This is a genomic window from Acinetobacter sp. LipI_19, from assembly GCF_058242925.1.
Genome location: NZ_JBZAYK010000004.1, coordinates 1 through 16,446 on the forward strand (window position 1 = coordinate 1; position 16,446 = coordinate 16,446).

Sequence of the window (16,446 nt, forward strand, 5' to 3'; positions counted from 1 at the left end):
ACCTTGGTTTAGACCATGTTGTCCATCGATGCGTTGTAAGAAGACTTGAGCAGTCAAATCAGGATTGCTAAATTGGATATGCAAGGCTCGTTTTTGCGCAGTCAATCCAAGGTGTTGCAGAGCCGAAAATATATTGGCAAAATTCATTTTCTTATCAAACTTAAAATAATATTAATATTTATGAATATTTAATCAAAAAAAACGATTGAATCCTAGTTTATTGATCGGTTAATTTTTTAAAATTTGTAAAAAAACCTCAATATTCACGTTTTAATATTGAGGTTTATGTCTTTAATTCAATCAGTTAAATAAACTTAACTTTATTCGCTATCCATCATCGACTGGCTCATACCGACCGTATTAAAACCAGCATCGACATACAGAATTTCACCAGTGATCCCATTTGCCCAAGGTGAGCATAGGAATAAGGCTGCATTACCAACGTCTTCAATCGTCACATTACGTTTTAACGGTGCAATTTTTTCATTGGCATCTAACATTTTACGGAAAGATTTAATCCCAGATGCCGCTAAAGTACGGATTGGACCTGCTGAAATTGCATTTACACGGATACCCTCAGCACCTAAGCTTGATGCTAAATAACGTACCCCTGCTTCCAAAGATGCTTTCGCCATACCCATAACATTATAGTTTGGCATAACAGACTCTGAACCTTGGTAAGTTAAAGTCAATAAACAGCCTTGGCGAGCCAACAATAAAGGTTTTGCTGCACGAGCCATAGCAACAAAACTATAAGCACTGATGTCATGAGCAATTTTAAAACCTTCACGATCTGTAACGTCCGTGAAATCACCATCAAGTGTATGCGCAGGTGCAAAGCCGATTGAATGTACAACACCATCCAAACCATCCCAATGCTTTGCTAATTCAGCAAATGCGTGGTCAATCTCAGCATCCACAGCAACATCACAAGGGAAAACTAAAGTAGAACCGAATTGTTCTGCAAAATCATCTACACGTTTTTTTAGTTTATCGTTTGGATAAGTAAATGCGAGTTCTGCACCTTCACGATGTAATGCCTGAGCAATACCAAATGCAATGGATAATTTACTTGCAATACCCGCGATTAAAAAGCGTTTACCTGCCAATAGTCCTTGTGCCATGAAATTCTCACCTGATCAATTTTGTAAGCATAATGCCAAGTCTTGACCCATAACTAAATTGCATAATGCATCTTTTTTTAAAAGTTTACTAAAAACATAAAAAAAGGCGCACTCAATCGAGTGCGCCTTTTTAAATCTATCAATCTATATAAAGGGAATAATTAATCATCACCTTGCAACAAGCTCAATAAACGTAAGAATGAATAGTACATCCAGACCAATGTTGCCAATAAAGCGATACCACATAACCATTCATAAGCTTTCGGCGCACGTTGTGCAGCAGCAGATTCAATCAAATCAAAATCAAGAATCAAGTTCAATGATGCGATCACCGCAACAAATGCAGCAAAACCAATACCTAAAATGCTACTTTCAAATAAGAATGGAATGCTTGAACCAAAAGCCAAACGCATAATGAACTGCACCACAAAAACCAATGCAATTGCGATAGATGCTGAAATCACAATAGATTTAAATTTTTCAGTTGCACGAATAATTTGGAATTTATATAAACCAAACATCACTAAAGTTGTGATAAAGGTAGCTAAAAGTGCTTGTAATGGTACGCCCGGAAACTTCAGCTGGAAGATCACTGAAACACCACCCAAAAATGCACCTTCAAAGAATGCATAAGGAATAGCTAAAACACGTGCGGTATTCGGTTTAAATGTAGCAACCAATCCAAGAATCAAACCACCAATTGCACCGACCATTGCGGCAGCATAGGCAATTCCAACATTCATTGTGGTAAAGCTATAGAAAAAAATTCCAACACCGAGTATGGCCGCAATAACAGTCAATAAAACTGATTTTTGAATTGCGCCTTGTACAGTCATTGGCTGTTCATAATCTGCATACGTTTCCGCACGCGTTAAAATTGGGTTATTACTTTGCATAGTCAATCTCTTTGTAATAATTCAAATATATATAAGGATATTAAAACGTTTTTTATGCAAACAATTTGAACTGCTTGCTATTTTTTGTAACGAGTTGTCAGAGGACATCAGCTTTAGTATAGCTTAAAAAACCAAAATGCATAGCAAAAAAAGAGGCTAAAAAGCCTCTTGTTTCAATCTGATATGTAATGAGATTTAACCACTCAGATGATTAATCTTGATTGGCGATAAAGAAATACTGACGATAATATTTAAGTTCAGCAATCGAATCGCGGATATCATCCATTGCCAAATGTGAAGCATTTTTCTTTAAACCGCTCATAATTTCAGGTCTCCAGCGTTTTGCTAACTCTTTCACTGAAGACACGTCCAAATTACGATAATGGAAGAATTGTTCAAGCTCAGGCATTAAACGGTGCATAAAACGGCGATCTTGGCAAATTGAATTACCACACATTGGCGAAGTTTTAGGATTAATCCATTTCTTCAAAAATTCTAAGGTTTGCTGCTCTGCATCTTGCGCTGTGAGTTTACTACGACGTACTCGTTCAATCAGCCCTGACTGACCATGTTGTTTGGTGTTCCACTCATCCATTGCATTGAGGATAACATCTGATTGATGCACTGCGAGTACAGGCCCTTCCGCCAAAATGTTCAAATGATCATCTGTTACAATTGTCGCAATTTCAATGATCTTGTCATTATCTGTATCTAAACCTGTCATCTCTAGGTCGATCCAAATTAAGCGGGTATCCGGAGTGCTGCTCATATAGTGCAATCTTATTAGGCCAATAAAAAATGAATAGTAGCAAATTTCTTACATCTTCGCTGTAATTCATTCGCCTGTCATGGTATTTTTGCCTTCTCATTTTTAAGGTTTTTAGGATATGAATGGCTTTAATTCGTAAACGTCGTTTAACTGAACAGCAGCAACGCCGCATTCAGAAACAACATAAAACACGTCAAGAAGAAATCGACACTTCCAATGACCTTGAAGGTCTTGTTGTTCAGCATTATGGACGACAACTCGAAGTACAAGCCCTTTCTGTTCCTACTCAACATCCGCAAAAACCCATCGTCAATGAAGGTGATCCAGAGCCCTTTTGGAAACCGATTGAATTAGGCAGTGTTTGGCGCTGTCATACACGAACCAATTTAGAGCTGTTAGTGACGGGCGACAAAGTTCAATGGCAAGCAGATCCCAATACAGGTTTAGGCATCATCACCGCCATTCATCCAAGGACTTCATTGTTAACACGTCCCGATCGTTATCATAAAGTTAAACCTGTGGCAGCCAATATCAGTTTAATTGTCATCGTCTTTGCAACTCTGCCTGAGCCAGCACCCACGCTGATTGATCGCTATTTAGTAGCATGTGCGGATGCAGATATTCCAGTCCTTTTGGTATTAAACAAATCAGATTTACTCAAAGAAAATGACCCTATTTTAGATCTGATTAAAGAATATCAAGACTTAGGCTATGAAGTACTGATTACTCAGTCTGAAGGTGATATTAGCGAATTAAAGCAACGACTCGACAACGAAACTGTTGCTTTCGTTGGGCAATCAGGTGTCGGCAAAAGTACCTTGATTAATGTCATCGTTCCTGATGCAGAGCAGAAGACCAATATTATTTCTGAAAACTCGGCGCTCGGACAACATACAACGACCTCTACCCGTTTGATTCGTTTTGGTGAAAATGGTGCCTTGATCGACTCGCCCGGCATCCGTGAATTTGGGCTTTGGCATTTGAGCCTAGAAAAGATTGATGCAGGCTTTCCTGAAATTTCGAACTTGATTGGGCATTGCCAATATCGTAATTGCACGCACACGCATGAGAAACAGTGCGCCATTAAAAAAGCGGTAGAAAATGGTGAAATTCTAGCCAGACGACATGAAAGTTATTTACGCTTAATTGAAGAAATCACTGATGCGCAACAAAAAAATTAAATTTCTTCTTTGAGAACCTTGAAGCGGTGATTTTGATCACCATATATATACGCTATACTCGACGCAATTTTTGATTGTAATTAGGTGACTTGTGGAACGTTGGTTTGAGTTTATGGGGAATCACCCCTTCTTATTTGGTATTTTAGGGGTACTGGCGATCTTGTTCTTTATTTTTGAAGGACAACGCAGTGGTCGTAAAATTTCACCACAATCACTTGGTATTTTAGTAAAAGCTAAAAATGCGATGTTGATTGATTTACGCGATGCTAAAGATTTCCGTGAAGGTCATGTGAGTGGCAGCCGCAACATTCCATACAGTCAAATTGCCAGTCACATTGAAGAGTTAAAAACTGCTGACCGTCCTTTAGTATTTATCTGTAACTTAGGTCAAGTTGCAGGAAGTGCTTTGCAACAAGTCGGCCATGCAGACAGCTATCGTCTTGATGGTGGTATCAGTAACTGGAAAGCCCAAGGCTTGCCATTAGTTAAAGCTAAAAAATAAGCTTAAGGAGCTCAACATGACTGCTGAAGTAAAAGTATATTCAACAACTTTTTGCCCATACTGTGTACGTGCGAAATCTCTACTTGAGCGTAAAGGTGTTGCTTTTACCGAAATCAATCTCGATGAAGAAGCACCTGAAGTTAAGACTGAGCTGATCCAGAAAACTCGACACCGTACAGTGCCACAAATTTTTATTAATAATGAATTTATCGGTGGTTTTGACCAGCTTTATGCTTTAGAAAAAGCCGGCAAACTCGATGAGTTACTTGGTTAATCCACAACTTAATTAATGAATCACTTCTTAAAATTTAAGGAATAAAGAATGAGTGAAGAACAACAAGCTCAACCACAACTTGCTTTAGAACGTATTTATACAAAAGACATTTCTTTTGAAGTACCTGGGGCTCAAGTTTTTACCAAAGAATGGCAACCTGTATTAAACATCAACTTGTCTTCTGCTGCTGAAAAAGTGGATGCAACCCACTTTGAAGTGTCTTTAAAAGTTGTTGTTCAAGCGAACAATGCTGGCGATACAGCATTTATCGTCGATGTAACGCAATCAGGTATTTTCTTGATTGATGGTATTGAAGAAGACCGCCTTCCATACATCTTAGGCGCTTACTGCCCGAACATTTTGTTCCCATTCTTGCGTGAAGCAGTTAATGATCTTGTAACGAAAGGTAGCTTCCCTCAATTACTTCTTACGCCAATCAATTTTGATGCAGAGTTTGAAGCAAATATGGAACGTGCCCAAGGCGCTGCTGCTGAAGGCCAAGCTTAATTTCTCAGTAATTAAGTTTAAAAGACCGCGCTATGCGGTCTTTTTTATGTTTGATCAGATAAAATCACTCAAACTTCACAAACGTGGGTGATGCAATTTTTTATATTTTAAACATCACAATAAGCATGAAAAATAACAATGCCATTTACCCCCTTACATTTGGGCTTAGGCGCAAGTTGTAAAGCCATTGCAAATAAAAAATTTAGCTTGTTAATCTTCTTTGGTGTCCAGGTTTTGATGGATATCGAACCTCTAGTTGGTATTATTCAAGGCTGGACCACACTCCATTTATATACTCATAATTTACTTGGTGCTTTGTTGATTGCTTTGCTTGCAGTCCCCATAGGTAAAGTGATGAGTGAGTTTTGCTTACGCAACTTATTTAAACAAGCAAACTGGCAGATCACATGGCAAGTGGCGACAGTCAGTGCCTTGGTCGGTAGTTTTAGCCATGTTTTTTTAGATGCTTTGATGCATGCAGATATGTATCCCTTTTATCCGCTGAGTTATTCTCAAGTTTTACTCAACATGATTCCCTACAATTTTATTTTTTATGGGAGTTTAATCAATTTTATTTTTGCCACAATTGTTTGGCTTATCCGTGAGGAAAAATCATGATTCATCGATTGTTCTAAAGGTTAGATTAATCCGAGCCGTATGCACTTTCTTTGTTGGGGCTAAGCGGTGTAACCAATATGTTTGAGTGGTGTCTTTCATGACCAGCAAACTGCCATTTTCGAGAAAAATCTCAATCTTTTCTTGGCTATTTTTATGTTTAAAGGCAAATTTTCGAACCGCACCTAGGCTTAAAGATGCAATTGCGCCATTCTTTTTTAGATCTGTTTCACCATCACTGTGCCATGCCATACCCTCTTCACCCGTATGGTAAAGATTCAGTAAACAAGAATTAAATGTTTCACCCGTAATTAATTCAATCTGTTTTTTCAGTTCGAGTAATTCTTCAGTCCATGGCAAGGCATATTTGGAACTATTTGAATAAGTGTATTCAAAAGCGCGACCTCCATACCAAGCCACTTTCCGTTTGGTGATGATCTTTTTGCCAAAAATAATCGCTTGGTCATTTTGCCATTCAATATGTGCGAGCAATTTCTCAAAATAATCATTGGCGATGGCTTCATCCATAATTTTTCCGAAATAATTCACTATTCCATCTTGTGGAAGCAAATTCTCATGGGGATCGGTTAGAAACTTAAGTTGTTGCATTTTTCCATTTCACATAGGCTGATTTCATACAATGTCCACACGGGCGAAATTTCAATGCCAAGGCTTCAGCTTCACTACTAAAGAACACCCGATTGGTTTTTAACATCCGCTTGCCCGAACCACAGTTTAAACGTCCATAAATTTTTAGCTTTTGATTGCCTGCAAATAAAATTTCAGCATTCCTGATTTTTCGATATAACGCCAAGCGCTCAATATCATCATGCTTAATCATCATTTAACTCACAGCATCATGAAAAATAATCCCCAATGTATAACGCTCCCCTGTATGCACCTGACTGACAGCATGCTTCATATTAACTCGATAATAGCCATAAGTGCTTTTCTTGGGTCTAAACTGTGTGGTAAAAATTAACACATCCCCTTGATCAGGTTGTAAAACAATGGCTTTCGACTGTGCTCGTGGTACTTGCTCAGTCAACACCAACTCACCACCGGTAAAATCGGTATTGACTTGACTCAGTACAAATACCATTTGGATCGGAAAATAGACCTCGCCATATAGATCTTGATGTAAGGTATTAAAACCATCTTGCTGATAGTGCAAAATCAAAACAGTGGCTTTATTTTGACCCGCTTGTTGGCATTGTTGTAAAAATTCAAGATATGAATCTGGATAGTGTCGCTCCAACTTTAAAGCATCAGACCAAGCATTGGCGATAGGAACTAGATAGGGATAAAACTGAGTTCGAAGCTGTTGAAGCAAGTTTGGTAATGGATAATTAAAATATTTATACTCGCCATATCCAAAACGATGTTGCTGCATATTGACGGTTTTTCGATACAGTTGTTGATGGTTGTAATGACTTTTAATCAACTCACACAATTCATCAGATAAAAAGTCTTTAAGGATTGAGTAGCCTTGCGTATGCATCTGAGCACGGATTGTCTCCCAATCTAAACCCTCAATTTTATTGAGCAATGCTGTTGCTTGTTGTGGATTAAACACTGTCATGTACTTGTACACCTTCCCAACCAATCATTGCGGCTTTACGTGTTTTACCCCAATGGTATTCACCTAAAACACCTGTCGCTTGGATCACACGATGACAGGGAATTAAAAAAGCCACTGGGTTATTGCCAATCGCAGTACCAACCGCACGGAAAGCTTTGGGATTTCCAATCTGTTCAGCAAGGTTCGCATAGGTCGCCACTTGCCCCATCGGGATTTTAAGCAAACTTTCCCAAACTTTAAGCTGAAAATCAGTACCTTTTAGATGTAGCTTAATTTGGTTCCATGGTTTTTGTTCAGATGAGAAAATGGCCAAAGCATGTTCATGCAACGCATCTGCTTGCTGATAAAATCTTGCTTTAGGAAATTTTTCAACGAGTGCGCTATAAGCATCTTGCTCATGCTCCACAAAAGACATAAAGCAAATCCCTTTGGCTGTTGATGCCACTAAAACGGTTCCAAAACGTGTTTCAGCATACTGGTAGTGGATGGTTAAGTTTTCTCCGCCACTTTTGTATTCAGCAGGTGTCATCCCTTCAATTTGTATAAATAGATCATGCAAACGACTGGTGCTTGATAGTCCTGTGTCATACGTTGCATCAAATACCGAATGCTCTTGTTTTAACAAGTTTTTTGCATGTTCTATGCTGATATATTGCAAGAACTTCTTCGGACTGGTTCCAGCCCATTCAGTGAATAAACGTTGAAAATGTGCAGGGCTTAAATGAATATGCGCAGCCACTTCATCTAAATTCGGTTGTGCTTTAAAATTGTGTTTAATGTATTCAATGGCTTTTGCAATACGTTCAAACTGATTGTGCTGTTGCATCACATTTCTCCTCACTTTTCTACATCTAACTTAACAGTTGTTATGCAATGAGCAAATCCGAATCATGCTGAGTTTTTTGATTCAATATCTTTTAAAAATCTCCTCACAATAAAAAACCGTTAGTCATTAAAACTAACGGTTTTGTGCTTTCAAATGAATCGATTACTGATAGATCTTATGCCCTTGATCACGTATTTCAGCAATTTTCTTGCCTTCCATTTTTGCATGATCTAAATGACCACCTTTGACTAGCGCTTGAGTCTTATCAATTTGCGCAATCAATTGATCATATAACTGAGTCGAAGTTGGTGCACTAGCATCACCACGACCTTTAAGTTTGACTTTTTTAGCGTCCGTTGCAGCAGCACGCATATTATCTAAAGCTTTATTTGCTTCAGCGGCATTATTGGTTTGATTAAATGCTTTATAGTTTTTACCTAATGCCTGCATATTTTGTTGTAGCGTTGCAGCAAAAGTCATTGAGCTGAAACCTAAAGCAGAAATCATCATGACGGTGGCTAAAGTTTTTTTGATCATTATGATCTTCCTTAAAACTGTGGCTATTGTTGGGGGTAAAAAAGCCCATTGTGGCTATTGTCCATTTCCAAGATTAAACATAGTTTAAAAGCACAAAAAATAGCAAATAAAAATGCAACGAATTCGTTGCATTTTTATATTCAAACATAACCTGAAAAACTCTTAAATTGGTTCAATCTCATGGTGTAAAGCATCGTGGATCGCTTCAACCAACTGTTGTGCAATTTCTTGTTTCGAAGCTTTCTCTAAATCACGCTTTTCCATCTGGTACTGTTCTGCAAAAAACACGGTCATCGCATTTTGATCAGAAGCAAAACCAATATCAGCCCGCGAGACATCATTGCAGGCAATCATATCGAGTTTTTTTGCAACGAGTTTTCCTGCTGCATATTCCTCTACATTACGAGTTTCAGCCGCAAAACCCACCATAAATGGGCGCTTTGACTGTTGCGCAATGGTCGCCACAATATCAGGGTTTTTCACCAACGAAACATTCAGCTCATCACCAGCTTTCTTGATCTTATGTTCCGAAACTTCTGCCACACGATAGTCAGCGACAGCCGCGGTTGCAATAAACACGTCACAACCATCCTCAAGCTGATGCATGCTTTCATCAAGCATTTTTATCGCAGAAGAAACATTGATACGACGCACACCATTCGGGGTATCCAAACTGACTGGACCCGCCAGCAACGTCACTTTTGCCCCTGCTGAGTAACAGGCTGCTGCAATAGCAAAGCCCATTTTCCCTGTACTGTGATTGGAAATATAACGTACAGGATCAATCGCTTCACGTGTTGGCCCTGCAGTAATCACCACACGCTTTCCAGCAAGCAAGCCAAACTTTTCAGCAATCGCACGTTGTGCTTGATGGAAGTAATTTTTAACTTGTTCTGCTAAATCTTCAGGTTCAGGCATACGCCCTAAACCGACATCCCCACACGCTTGCGAACCCGCTTCAGGCATAATCACATGTACGCCATCTTCAACTAAAGTATTCAGATTCCGTTGTGTCGGCTTAGCTGCCCACATTTGTTGATTCATTGCAGGTGCAACCCAAACTGGTGCTTTGGTTGCCAAATACAAGGTACTCAGTAAATCATCAGCTAAACCTGCAGCAAATTTCGCAATGCTGTCGCAACTTGCAGGTGCAACTAAAATTAAATCAGCCCAACGTGCCAATTCAATATGCCCCATTCCCGCTTCTGCTTCAGGATCTAATAATTCAGTATGAACTGGATTTCCCGATAGCGCCTGAAAAGTTAAAGGGGCAATAAATGCCTGTGCACCTTTAGTCATTACCACGCGTACATTAAAGCCATAATCCTTTAAACGACGTACCAGGATTGCACTTTTATAGGCGGCTATACCACCTGTTACAGCGAGGATAATATTTTTATTAGAAAATACGCTGAGATCAAAACTCACTATCAAGCTACCTTTCAGTTGCAGTGGCGCTCACAATATCATTAAATAGTCTATCTCCCAAGTTATTCAAGGGAGAAAAACCAGAACTAAAATAAGTTTAAAATGTGAAAAATAATGAATCAGTCAATCAAACAATGGCCTAAACAAGAACGTCCACGTGAAAGATTACTCTTACAAGGGGCGCACAGTTTATCTGATGCAGAACTACTCGCAATCTTTCTCCGCTCAGGCTCAAAACAACACTCTGCTGTTGAATTAGCACGCTTGCTCATTCAACATTTTGGTCATTTAAATGCTGTATTTGATTCGTCTTTAGATGATTTAAAACAATTTCATGGCATTGGCGAAAGCAAGTATTCACAACTGATGGCAGTGAAAGAACTGGGACGGCGTTACTTGAAACATCAACTGAACCAAGGTTTAGACTTGAGTCGTTCTGATTTAATCCGAGATTATTTACGTTATGAATTGATTGGAGAATTTCAAGAAGTCTTTGCTGTACTCTGCTTAGATAGCCAGTTACGTAAATTGAGTTTTAAAAAACTATTTTATGGATCAGTCAATTACTGCAATATTTCCATCAATCAATTATTACGATATGTCATACAAAAACATGCGACTTTTATCGTTGTTGCCCATAATCACCCTAAAGGTTTTGCCAAGCCTTCACGCGAAGATTACGATTTAACTCAAGAAATATTAAAAGCCTGTCAACTACTTGAAATAGAATTATTGGATCATATGATCATTGCTGCTGAGCAAAGCTACTCCTTTGCTGAACACGGACTCATCAAATCCCAAACTTTCCCTACAAATGTGATTGACAAGCACCTTTGAAGCGGTGAAGATCACTAAAAAATATAGATTTAAAAAGTATGATTGTCCGCGATCAAAACGATACCCTTAAAATATTACTCTCTTGGCGTGGTACGATTTTACCTAAAGTGCTACCACCGCTTGGTTTTGTGATGCTCATTTCTGCAATTGTCGGTGGCATTGAGTATACCAATTTATATCGTTTTCCAGAATTACCCTTGGTTGGCTTTACCCTGATTGGTGTGGTGCTCTCTATTTTTCTCGGCTTTAAAAATACTGCCTGTTATGACCGTTGGTGGGAAGCCCGTAAACTTTGGGGGATGCTGATCGCCAACGCACGACACTTTGACCGTGATTGCCGTATTTTTCCTCAAGGGCGCCGTGAACGGATCATCCAACATGTAATTGTATTTGCAAACTTATTAAGAGATCGCCTAAGACATCAAACTGCAAATCCAGATGCGTTGGTGGAAACCAGTGGTATGAGTCAACAGGCACTGACACAATTGTATCAACAAACAAATGCGCCTCAATACACGCTGAGTTTGATCCAATGGGAATTGATGCAAGCGCTCAAAGAAGGCGAAATTTCTGACATTATCTATACCCAATTAAATGAACATGTGAATGAGTTAAGTTTGGTACAAACCGGTTGTGACCGTATTGCAACCACACCTTTACCTTTTGCTTATTCAGTTTTATTGAATCGTACGGTCTATTTTTTCTGCTTTATGTTGCCCTTTAGCTTAGGATCATTACTGGGCTTAGCAACACCTTTGTTGGTGGGTATTTTAGCTTATACTTTTCTAGGGCTAGATGCTTTAAGTACCGAGATAGAAGAACCCTTTGGTACGCAAAGTAATGATTTACCTTTAGATTCGATGGTGCGAATGATTGAAATTGAATTATTGGGAACTCTAGGAAAACCAACTCCCCCACCGATTCAAGCCCATGATCACAATTTGCTTTAACGCATCAGTTTCTGATTTTTATTTTTTATAGAGACATTAAAGGCCGAACACTGAAAATGAAATACGTGGTTATCTTTAAGGCACAGATCAATACGCTTGATCAACGGTATTTTCAAACTGCACAACTTTTACGAGAGAAAGCATTAAGCCAGTTTAACTGTCAAAAATTTGAGTCTCTTTGTGAAAATGACTTTGAAGTTGCGCTTTCTTATTGGAATACTCTTGAAGATATCCATGCTTGGCATAAAGATGCAGAACATCAAGCTGCCCAACGAATTGGCAAACAACAATGGTATAAAAAATTTAGTGTTGAAATTTGTGAAATCACAAGATCATATTAAAGAAAACGACTAAAATTAATCCGCCAAATATAATTATAAAAGGGATTTTGGTATGTCAGAATTATTCCAACTTATTTTGCATGGTGAATGTAAGGCGTTACTAGAAAAAATCACCCCTGATAACATCAATCAACAGCTTGATGGCTCATCTTTACTGATGTACGCCTTGCAACACCAACAAGATGATATCGCACTCAAACTGATTGAACTTGGAATTGATGTCAACTTACAAAATAGCAAAGGACAGACAGCTCTACACTTCATCGCTGTCTATAAAAATAATATTCATGTCGCCCAAGCAATCATTGACCACGGTGGAGATTTAGCATTGCAAGACAGTTCAGGAAATATTTCACTGTGGACTGCGCTTTATAACGCACAACATCATTATGAATTGGTTAAATTATTACTTGAACATGGTGCAAATTTAAACAGTAAAAATCGGACAGCAAAAAGTCCTTATGATTTAGCATTGTTAATGAAGTTTCCTGAAGGCATTGCTTTGGTTGAGCAATATCAAACCCATCATCACTAACCAATATAAAGATCAGTTTTTATTGTTTTTAAAATGAGTCTTTTTAAAAAAAAAGCACAACCATTCATTTCTACACCATTCAATCAGTGGACTTCAAATTCAGATTCAGCTGGGTCAAAACGCCAAGTACGCACAATCCTCAGTTCAGAGATATCTTTCATTTTTGAGTCAAAACGTCCAAAAGGTGCACCTTTACGCACTGAGTTTTTGGCGGCTTCATCGAGGATTGAATGACCTGAGCTTTCAATCAATCGTATAGCACGAATCCCACCTTCATTATTGAGAATGACCATTAAACGGACTTCCCCCGAAAGACGCTGCTGTTTGGCAAGATCTGGGTAATATCGGTTTCCATACATTTCAACTTTTTCACGAAATTTATCTAAATATCCAGCAGATGCATCTTGCTTGGCTTGAATACCATCTAAGGTTTTAATTTTTTGTTGTTTACTAAAATTTTGTTGTTTCTGTAAATATTGAGCTTCTAGACTCGCCACCATTGCCGTTTTAGCTTGCATCTGGCTCTGCAACTCTTCCATGGCCTTTTTGCGATCATTCTGTTCCGCTTGCTTTTGCCAGCTAAGAACCGTCATTAATACTTTTTCTTCGAATTTCAATTCTCTTTTTTGCTGAATTTGTTCTAAAGCTTCGAGTTGCTGATCACCCGCACTCTTATCTTCTGCTTGCGCTGGCATATCACTTGAAATACGATGCTCTTTACGGAATGTTCCTGAACCCTGCTGATTTGATTGCGCTAAAAAGTCTGCATCTTTAACTTCGTCTTCACTTGGACGAATACTGATTGCGATTTCTTTTGTGCTGGTATTATTTTCTTGGGGCATTCCAAATTGAACAGATAAAAAAAGTACATGTGCAATGACAGCTGCAGAAACAGCTCCAACAAATAATGAGTCTTGCCACCAATACTCAGAATGCTCTGTATTGGCAAATAATTTTTTTATCATGACATTAATCCGACAAAATTCCCCAATCGCCAAATTTAAAATTTATTAAAATAAGTTTGACTTTACATTATTCACAAACTTTGTGACTTATTTAGTAAAAGTAAAAACGTAATTTTAAAACACTCAAAATGGTGCAATGTTTTTTGTTAAACTGCAATCGTTAGACTTGTATTTTTTTAATAATCGACAAGTTTATCGCCTTAAAAAATGATGAAGATTTGGGACAATACTTATGCCGACGCTACTTTCTAACATCGTTAAACGTATTCGACAAGTATACCAAAAAGCAGAAGGTTTTATAGAAGAAGAACGCGAGTTTCCGGTATCACAAGTATTTTTAAATGCAACGTTTAAACGTTTTGTCACAGACAATGTCAAAATTTTAGAAGATTTACATGCTGACCTGCATGATGACTGGCTAAAGCTTTATGCCACACTCAATGTTAATGGTATGCATTTGGTTCTTTCGGTGGATCTTAAATTAGTTCAAATGGAACTCAACAAAGATATGCAGTTGATTGTTTTTGAACAAATCAGTAACACACAAGTGATCGAAGCCAGTTATCCCAATGTTTGGTACAAAATGGGCGTAAACGCTGCTTTATTCTTTTACCAAAAAGTATTGAAAAAAGATCCTTTAGGCATGATCTTAGAAAAATTTGAAGTCATTACAGTAAAAGATGAATTACTTCACTTAGATCTCAATCGCTGGTTAGGGAAAAATCGTTCGATTATGGATACACTAAATAAAGTCCATGTGAATCATGCTGAACTACGTGAGACCGAGTTGGTTGTAATTGGCAATGTGAATCTAACAGCTTTATTTAGTAAATTTAGAGAAGATAAAGACCCAGACTGGGACGAAGATGATGATCTAGAAACAGAAGTAACCCCGATTGAGCAAAAGAATTAAATCTCTAATTGGTAAGATAGATTTCAAGTCACAGCAATCAAAATGTATACATAAATTCACAGGATTAGAAATAAAGTGAATATTTTATCTTTAATTACACCGCATAATAGGTGTCATATCCAAAAATACTTTTAAATGTATAGGACATTTAATGATGGCAAAAACGTTATTTAAAACATTAAGTATAGCAACTGGTATTTCAACTGCAGTGTTATTGGTTGGATTTTCTAGCAATGCGCTTGCCATGAGTCCGTTCCAAGCAAGTTACCAGTTTGCCTATAATGGTAAAAACTTAGGTACTGCGACTCGTACACTGAGTCAAAATGGCAATAACTGGACTTATGTATTTGCTGCAAAAGCAGCGGCAATTGCATCTGCAAGCGAAACAAGCCGTTTTACCTTTAGTAATGGTCAAATTAATTCCAGTAGTTTTAGTCGCACCAGTAAAGTGTTGGTACATAATGACACCATGACCATTAACTTTAATCCAAACAACAAAACCATTAATACCAAGAAAAAAGATCAGGCACGTTCTTTCCCATGGAAAGCAGGTGCTTTAGATGAATTAAATGCTGAGTTACAAGTACGTGAAGATTTAAAAGGTGCTGGTCTAAAATCAAGTTATTTGATTGCAGATGCAAAAGGTTTAGATGCGCGCCGCTTTGTTAAACAAGGGACTGAGTCAATTAAAACCCCTGCGGGAACCTATAACACGGTCAAAGTTGTACTCACCCATGACAATGGTGAAAAAAGTTCAATTTTCTGGTTAGCACCTCAATTAGACTATTTACCCGTGAAAATGTCACATGTTGATGGTAAAACGTCTTATAACCTAACCTTGACCAGTTACAAAAAGTAAGACATTTTTCACCTTTTGATCAATTTCAGCTTGCATTTTTTTTAGTGCTTTTTAAAATACGCCTTTGCTTTAAAAAGCACCTTGCCTCTAGAGGATTCTCCCTGTGCACGCACTAGAACAGAAAATCTTAGCTGAAGGTATCGTTCTATCTGATCAAGTTCTGAAAGTCGATTCTTTCTTAAATCACCAAATTGACCCTGTGATGATGCAGCTCATCGGTCAAGAGTTTGCTCGTCTTTTTAAAGATGCAGGCATTACCAAAATCATCACAATTGAAGCATCAGGCATTGCGCCTGCTGTGATGGCTGGTTTGGAACTTGGTGTACCCGTTATTTTTGCACGTAAATATCAGTCTTTAACCCTTAAAGATGATTTATATCGTTCAAAAGTATTTTCTTTTACCAAGCAAATTGAAAGCACCATTGCGATTTCTAAGAAACATATTAGCAAAGACGATAAAGCTTTGGTTATTGATGATTTCTTAGCGAATGGTCAAGCCGCTTTAGGTCTTGCTGACTTGATTCATCAAGCAGACGCAGAAGTTGTGGGTATTGGGATTGTGATTGAAAAATCTTTCCAACCAGGCCGTCAATTGTTATTAGATAAAGGCTACCGTGTTGAATCTTTGGCACGTGTTGAATCTTTGGCAAACGGTACGGTAAGCTTTGTAGAAGAATAAGCTGGTCTTACTTCAAAATTTTTCATTAAAAAAGAGTGCTTTAAGCGCTCTTTTTTATGCTTTTTGATCAGTAGCGTCTTTGTTTTGCCTTTTATTTTGATCAAACCCTCAGCTATATTGTGCAAA

Annotated in this window: 23 protein-coding genes; 12 read left to right on the forward strand and 11 right to left on the reverse strand. The window is 38.1% G+C overall.

Annotation, left to right across the window (positions count from 1 at the left end; translation table 11 throughout):
- The 4 genes from AC4CVF_RS21705 to orn all read right to left on the reverse strand — a co-directional run.
- Window positions 1-147, reverse strand: a 147-nt coding sequence (locus AC4CVF_RS21705) for a hypothetical protein (protein ID WP_490789978.1), incomplete at its 3' end; no start/stop codon positions are given.
- Between the two features lie 173 nt (window positions 148-320).
- On the reverse strand, window positions 321-1,124 hold the full coding sequence (locus AC4CVF_RS21710) for an enoyl-ACP reductase FabI (protein ID WP_004725837.1): 804 nt from the start codon (window positions 1,122-1,124) through the stop codon (window positions 321-323).
- 161 nt (window positions 1,125-1,285) lie between these two features.
- Window positions 1,286-2,020 carry a Bax inhibitor-1/YccA family protein gene (locus tag AC4CVF_RS21715; RefSeq protein ID WP_004816949.1) on the reverse strand — a complete coding sequence of 245 codons (735 nt, stop codon included), beginning with the start codon at window positions 2,018-2,020 and terminating at the stop codon, window positions 1,286-1,288.
- 211 nt (window positions 2,021-2,231) lie between these two features.
- Complete coding sequence (orn, locus tag AC4CVF_RS21720; protein ID WP_004725833.1) at window positions 2,232-2,789, reverse strand: oligoribonuclease; 558 nt, start codon at window positions 2,787-2,789, stop codon at window positions 2,232-2,234.
- 122 nt (window positions 2,790-2,911) lie between these two features.
- On the opposite strand from orn, the gene rsgA reads away from it, so the two are divergent.
- The 5 genes from rsgA to AC4CVF_RS21745 all read left to right on the forward strand — a co-directional run bounded on the left by rsgA (window position 2,912) and on the right by AC4CVF_RS21745 (window position 5,871).
- The gene (rsgA, locus tag AC4CVF_RS21725; protein WP_004725830.1) at window positions 2,912-3,970 is read left to right on the forward strand and encodes a small ribosomal subunit biogenesis GTPase RsgA; all 1,059 of its coding nucleotides are present in this window, start codon (window positions 2,912-2,914) and stop codon (window positions 3,968-3,970) included.
- 91 nt (window positions 3,971-4,061) lie between these two features.
- Window positions 4,062-4,472: a rhodanese-like domain-containing protein gene (locus tag AC4CVF_RS21730; RefSeq protein ID WP_004725828.1), complete on the forward strand. Its 411-nt coding sequence runs from the start codon at window positions 4,062-4,064 to the stop codon at window positions 4,470-4,472.
- Window positions 4,473-4,488: 16 nt separating this feature from the next.
- The gene (grxC, locus tag AC4CVF_RS21735; RefSeq protein ID WP_004725827.1) at window positions 4,489-4,746 is read left to right on the forward strand and encodes a glutaredoxin 3; all 258 of its coding nucleotides are present in this window, start codon (window positions 4,489-4,491) and stop codon (window positions 4,744-4,746) included.
- A 48-nt stretch (window positions 4,747-4,794) separates the two neighbouring features.
- Window positions 4,795-5,253: a protein-export chaperone SecB gene (secB, locus tag AC4CVF_RS21740; protein ID WP_490789969.1), complete on the forward strand. Its 459-nt coding sequence runs from the start codon at window positions 4,795-4,797 to the stop codon at window positions 5,251-5,253.
- 138 nt (window positions 5,254-5,391) lie between these two features.
- The gene (locus tag AC4CVF_RS21745) at window positions 5,392-5,871 is read left to right on the forward strand and encodes a DUF4184 family protein (RefSeq protein ID WP_419358810.1); all 480 of its coding nucleotides are present in this window, start codon (window positions 5,392-5,394) and stop codon (window positions 5,869-5,871) included.
- Here AC4CVF_RS21745 and AC4CVF_RS21750 read toward each other — a convergent pair.
- The 6 genes from AC4CVF_RS21750 to coaBC all read right to left on the reverse strand — a co-directional run bounded on the left by AC4CVF_RS21750 (window position 5,866) and on the right by coaBC (window position 10,241).
- Window positions 5,866-6,477 carry an alpha-ketoglutarate-dependent dioxygenase AlkB family protein gene (locus tag AC4CVF_RS21750; protein WP_490789970.1) on the reverse strand — a complete coding sequence of 204 codons (612 nt, stop codon included), beginning with the start codon at window positions 6,475-6,477 and terminating at the stop codon, window positions 5,866-5,868. The two genes, AC4CVF_RS21745 and AC4CVF_RS21750, sit on opposite strands and share 6 nt — an antisense overlap.
- Window positions 6,464-6,709 carry an Ada metal-binding domain-containing protein gene (locus AC4CVF_RS21755; protein ID WP_490789979.1) on the reverse strand — a complete coding sequence of 82 codons (246 nt, stop codon included), beginning with the start codon at window positions 6,707-6,709 and terminating at the stop codon, window positions 6,464-6,466. Before AC4CVF_RS21755 ends, AC4CVF_RS21750 begins: the two co-directional genes overlap by 14 nt.
- Window positions 6,710-6,712: 3 nt before the next feature.
- The gene (locus tag AC4CVF_RS21760) at window positions 6,713-7,450 is read right to left on the reverse strand and encodes a 2OG-Fe(II) oxygenase (RefSeq protein WP_419358806.1); all 738 of its coding nucleotides are present in this window, start codon (window positions 7,448-7,450) and stop codon (window positions 6,713-6,715) included.
- Window positions 7,437-8,276: a methylated-DNA--[protein]-cysteine S-methyltransferase gene (locus tag AC4CVF_RS21765; RefSeq protein WP_419358805.1), complete on the reverse strand. Its 840-nt coding sequence runs from the start codon at window positions 8,274-8,276 to the stop codon at window positions 7,437-7,439. Before AC4CVF_RS21765 ends, AC4CVF_RS21760 begins: the two co-directional genes overlap by 14 nt.
- A 162-nt stretch (window positions 8,277-8,438) precedes the next feature.
- Entirely contained in the window at window positions 8,439-8,813 is a 375-nt protein-coding gene (locus AC4CVF_RS21770) for a cytochrome b562 (protein WP_004725812.1), read from the reverse strand.
- Between the two features lie 162 nt (window positions 8,814-8,975).
- Window positions 8,976-10,241 (reverse strand): bifunctional phosphopantothenoylcysteine decarboxylase/phosphopantothenate--cysteine ligase CoaBC, encoded by a 1,266-nt coding sequence (gene coaBC / locus AC4CVF_RS21775; RefSeq protein WP_336953532.1) that lies wholly within the window; start codon window positions 10,239-10,241, stop codon window positions 8,976-8,978.
- A 114-nt stretch (window positions 10,242-10,355) separates the two neighbouring features.
- On the opposite strand from coaBC, the gene radC reads away from it, so the two are divergent.
- From radC to AC4CVF_RS21795, 4 genes are read left to right on the forward strand one after another with little or no spacing between them, the layout of a single operon-like run.
- Entirely contained in the window at window positions 10,356-11,078 is a 723-nt protein-coding gene (gene radC, locus AC4CVF_RS21780; protein ID WP_336953531.1) for a RadC family protein, read from the forward strand.
- 38 nt (window positions 11,079-11,116) lie between these two features.
- A complete protein-coding gene (locus tag AC4CVF_RS21785) occupies window positions 11,117-12,028 on the forward strand; it encodes a bestrophin family protein (protein WP_004725806.1) in 912 nt (303 codons plus the stop codon).
- A gap of 56 nt (window positions 12,029-12,084) precedes the next feature.
- Window positions 12,085-12,369 carry an antibiotic biosynthesis monooxygenase family protein gene (locus tag AC4CVF_RS21790; protein ID WP_336953530.1) on the forward strand — a complete coding sequence of 95 codons (285 nt, stop codon included), beginning with the start codon at window positions 12,085-12,087 and terminating at the stop codon, window positions 12,367-12,369.
- 52 nt (window positions 12,370-12,421) lie between these two features.
- Window positions 12,422-12,904: an ankyrin repeat domain-containing protein gene (locus AC4CVF_RS21795; RefSeq protein WP_490789971.1), complete on the forward strand. Its 483-nt coding sequence runs from the start codon at window positions 12,422-12,424 to the stop codon at window positions 12,902-12,904.
- An 83-nt stretch (window positions 12,905-12,987) separates the two neighbouring features.
- Here the strand turns inward: AC4CVF_RS21795 and AC4CVF_RS21800 are convergent, their stop codons facing one another.
- Window positions 12,988-13,869 carry an energy transducer TonB gene (locus AC4CVF_RS21800; RefSeq protein WP_336953528.1) on the reverse strand — a complete coding sequence of 294 codons (882 nt, stop codon included), beginning with the start codon at window positions 13,867-13,869 and terminating at the stop codon, window positions 12,988-12,990.
- A gap of 232 nt (window positions 13,870-14,101) precedes the next feature.
- Between AC4CVF_RS21800 and AC4CVF_RS21805 the strand changes: the two genes are divergently transcribed.
- The 3 genes from AC4CVF_RS21805 to AC4CVF_RS21815 all read left to right on the forward strand — a co-directional run bounded on the left by AC4CVF_RS21805 (window position 14,102) and on the right by AC4CVF_RS21815 (window position 16,320).
- A complete protein-coding gene (locus AC4CVF_RS21805) occupies window positions 14,102-14,782 on the forward strand; it encodes a hypothetical protein (RefSeq protein WP_336953527.1) in 681 nt (226 codons plus the stop codon).
- Between the two features lie 154 nt (window positions 14,783-14,936).
- Window positions 14,937-15,641, forward strand: a complete 705-nt coding sequence (locus AC4CVF_RS21810; protein WP_336953526.1) for a DUF3108 domain-containing protein — start codon at window positions 14,937-14,939, stop codon at window positions 15,639-15,641.
- A 103-nt stretch (window positions 15,642-15,744) separates the two neighbouring features.
- Window positions 15,745-16,320, forward strand: a complete 576-nt coding sequence (locus AC4CVF_RS21815) for a xanthine phosphoribosyltransferase (RefSeq protein WP_336953525.1) — start codon at window positions 15,745-15,747, stop codon at window positions 16,318-16,320.
- Window positions 16,321-16,446: the final 126 nt, after the last annotated feature.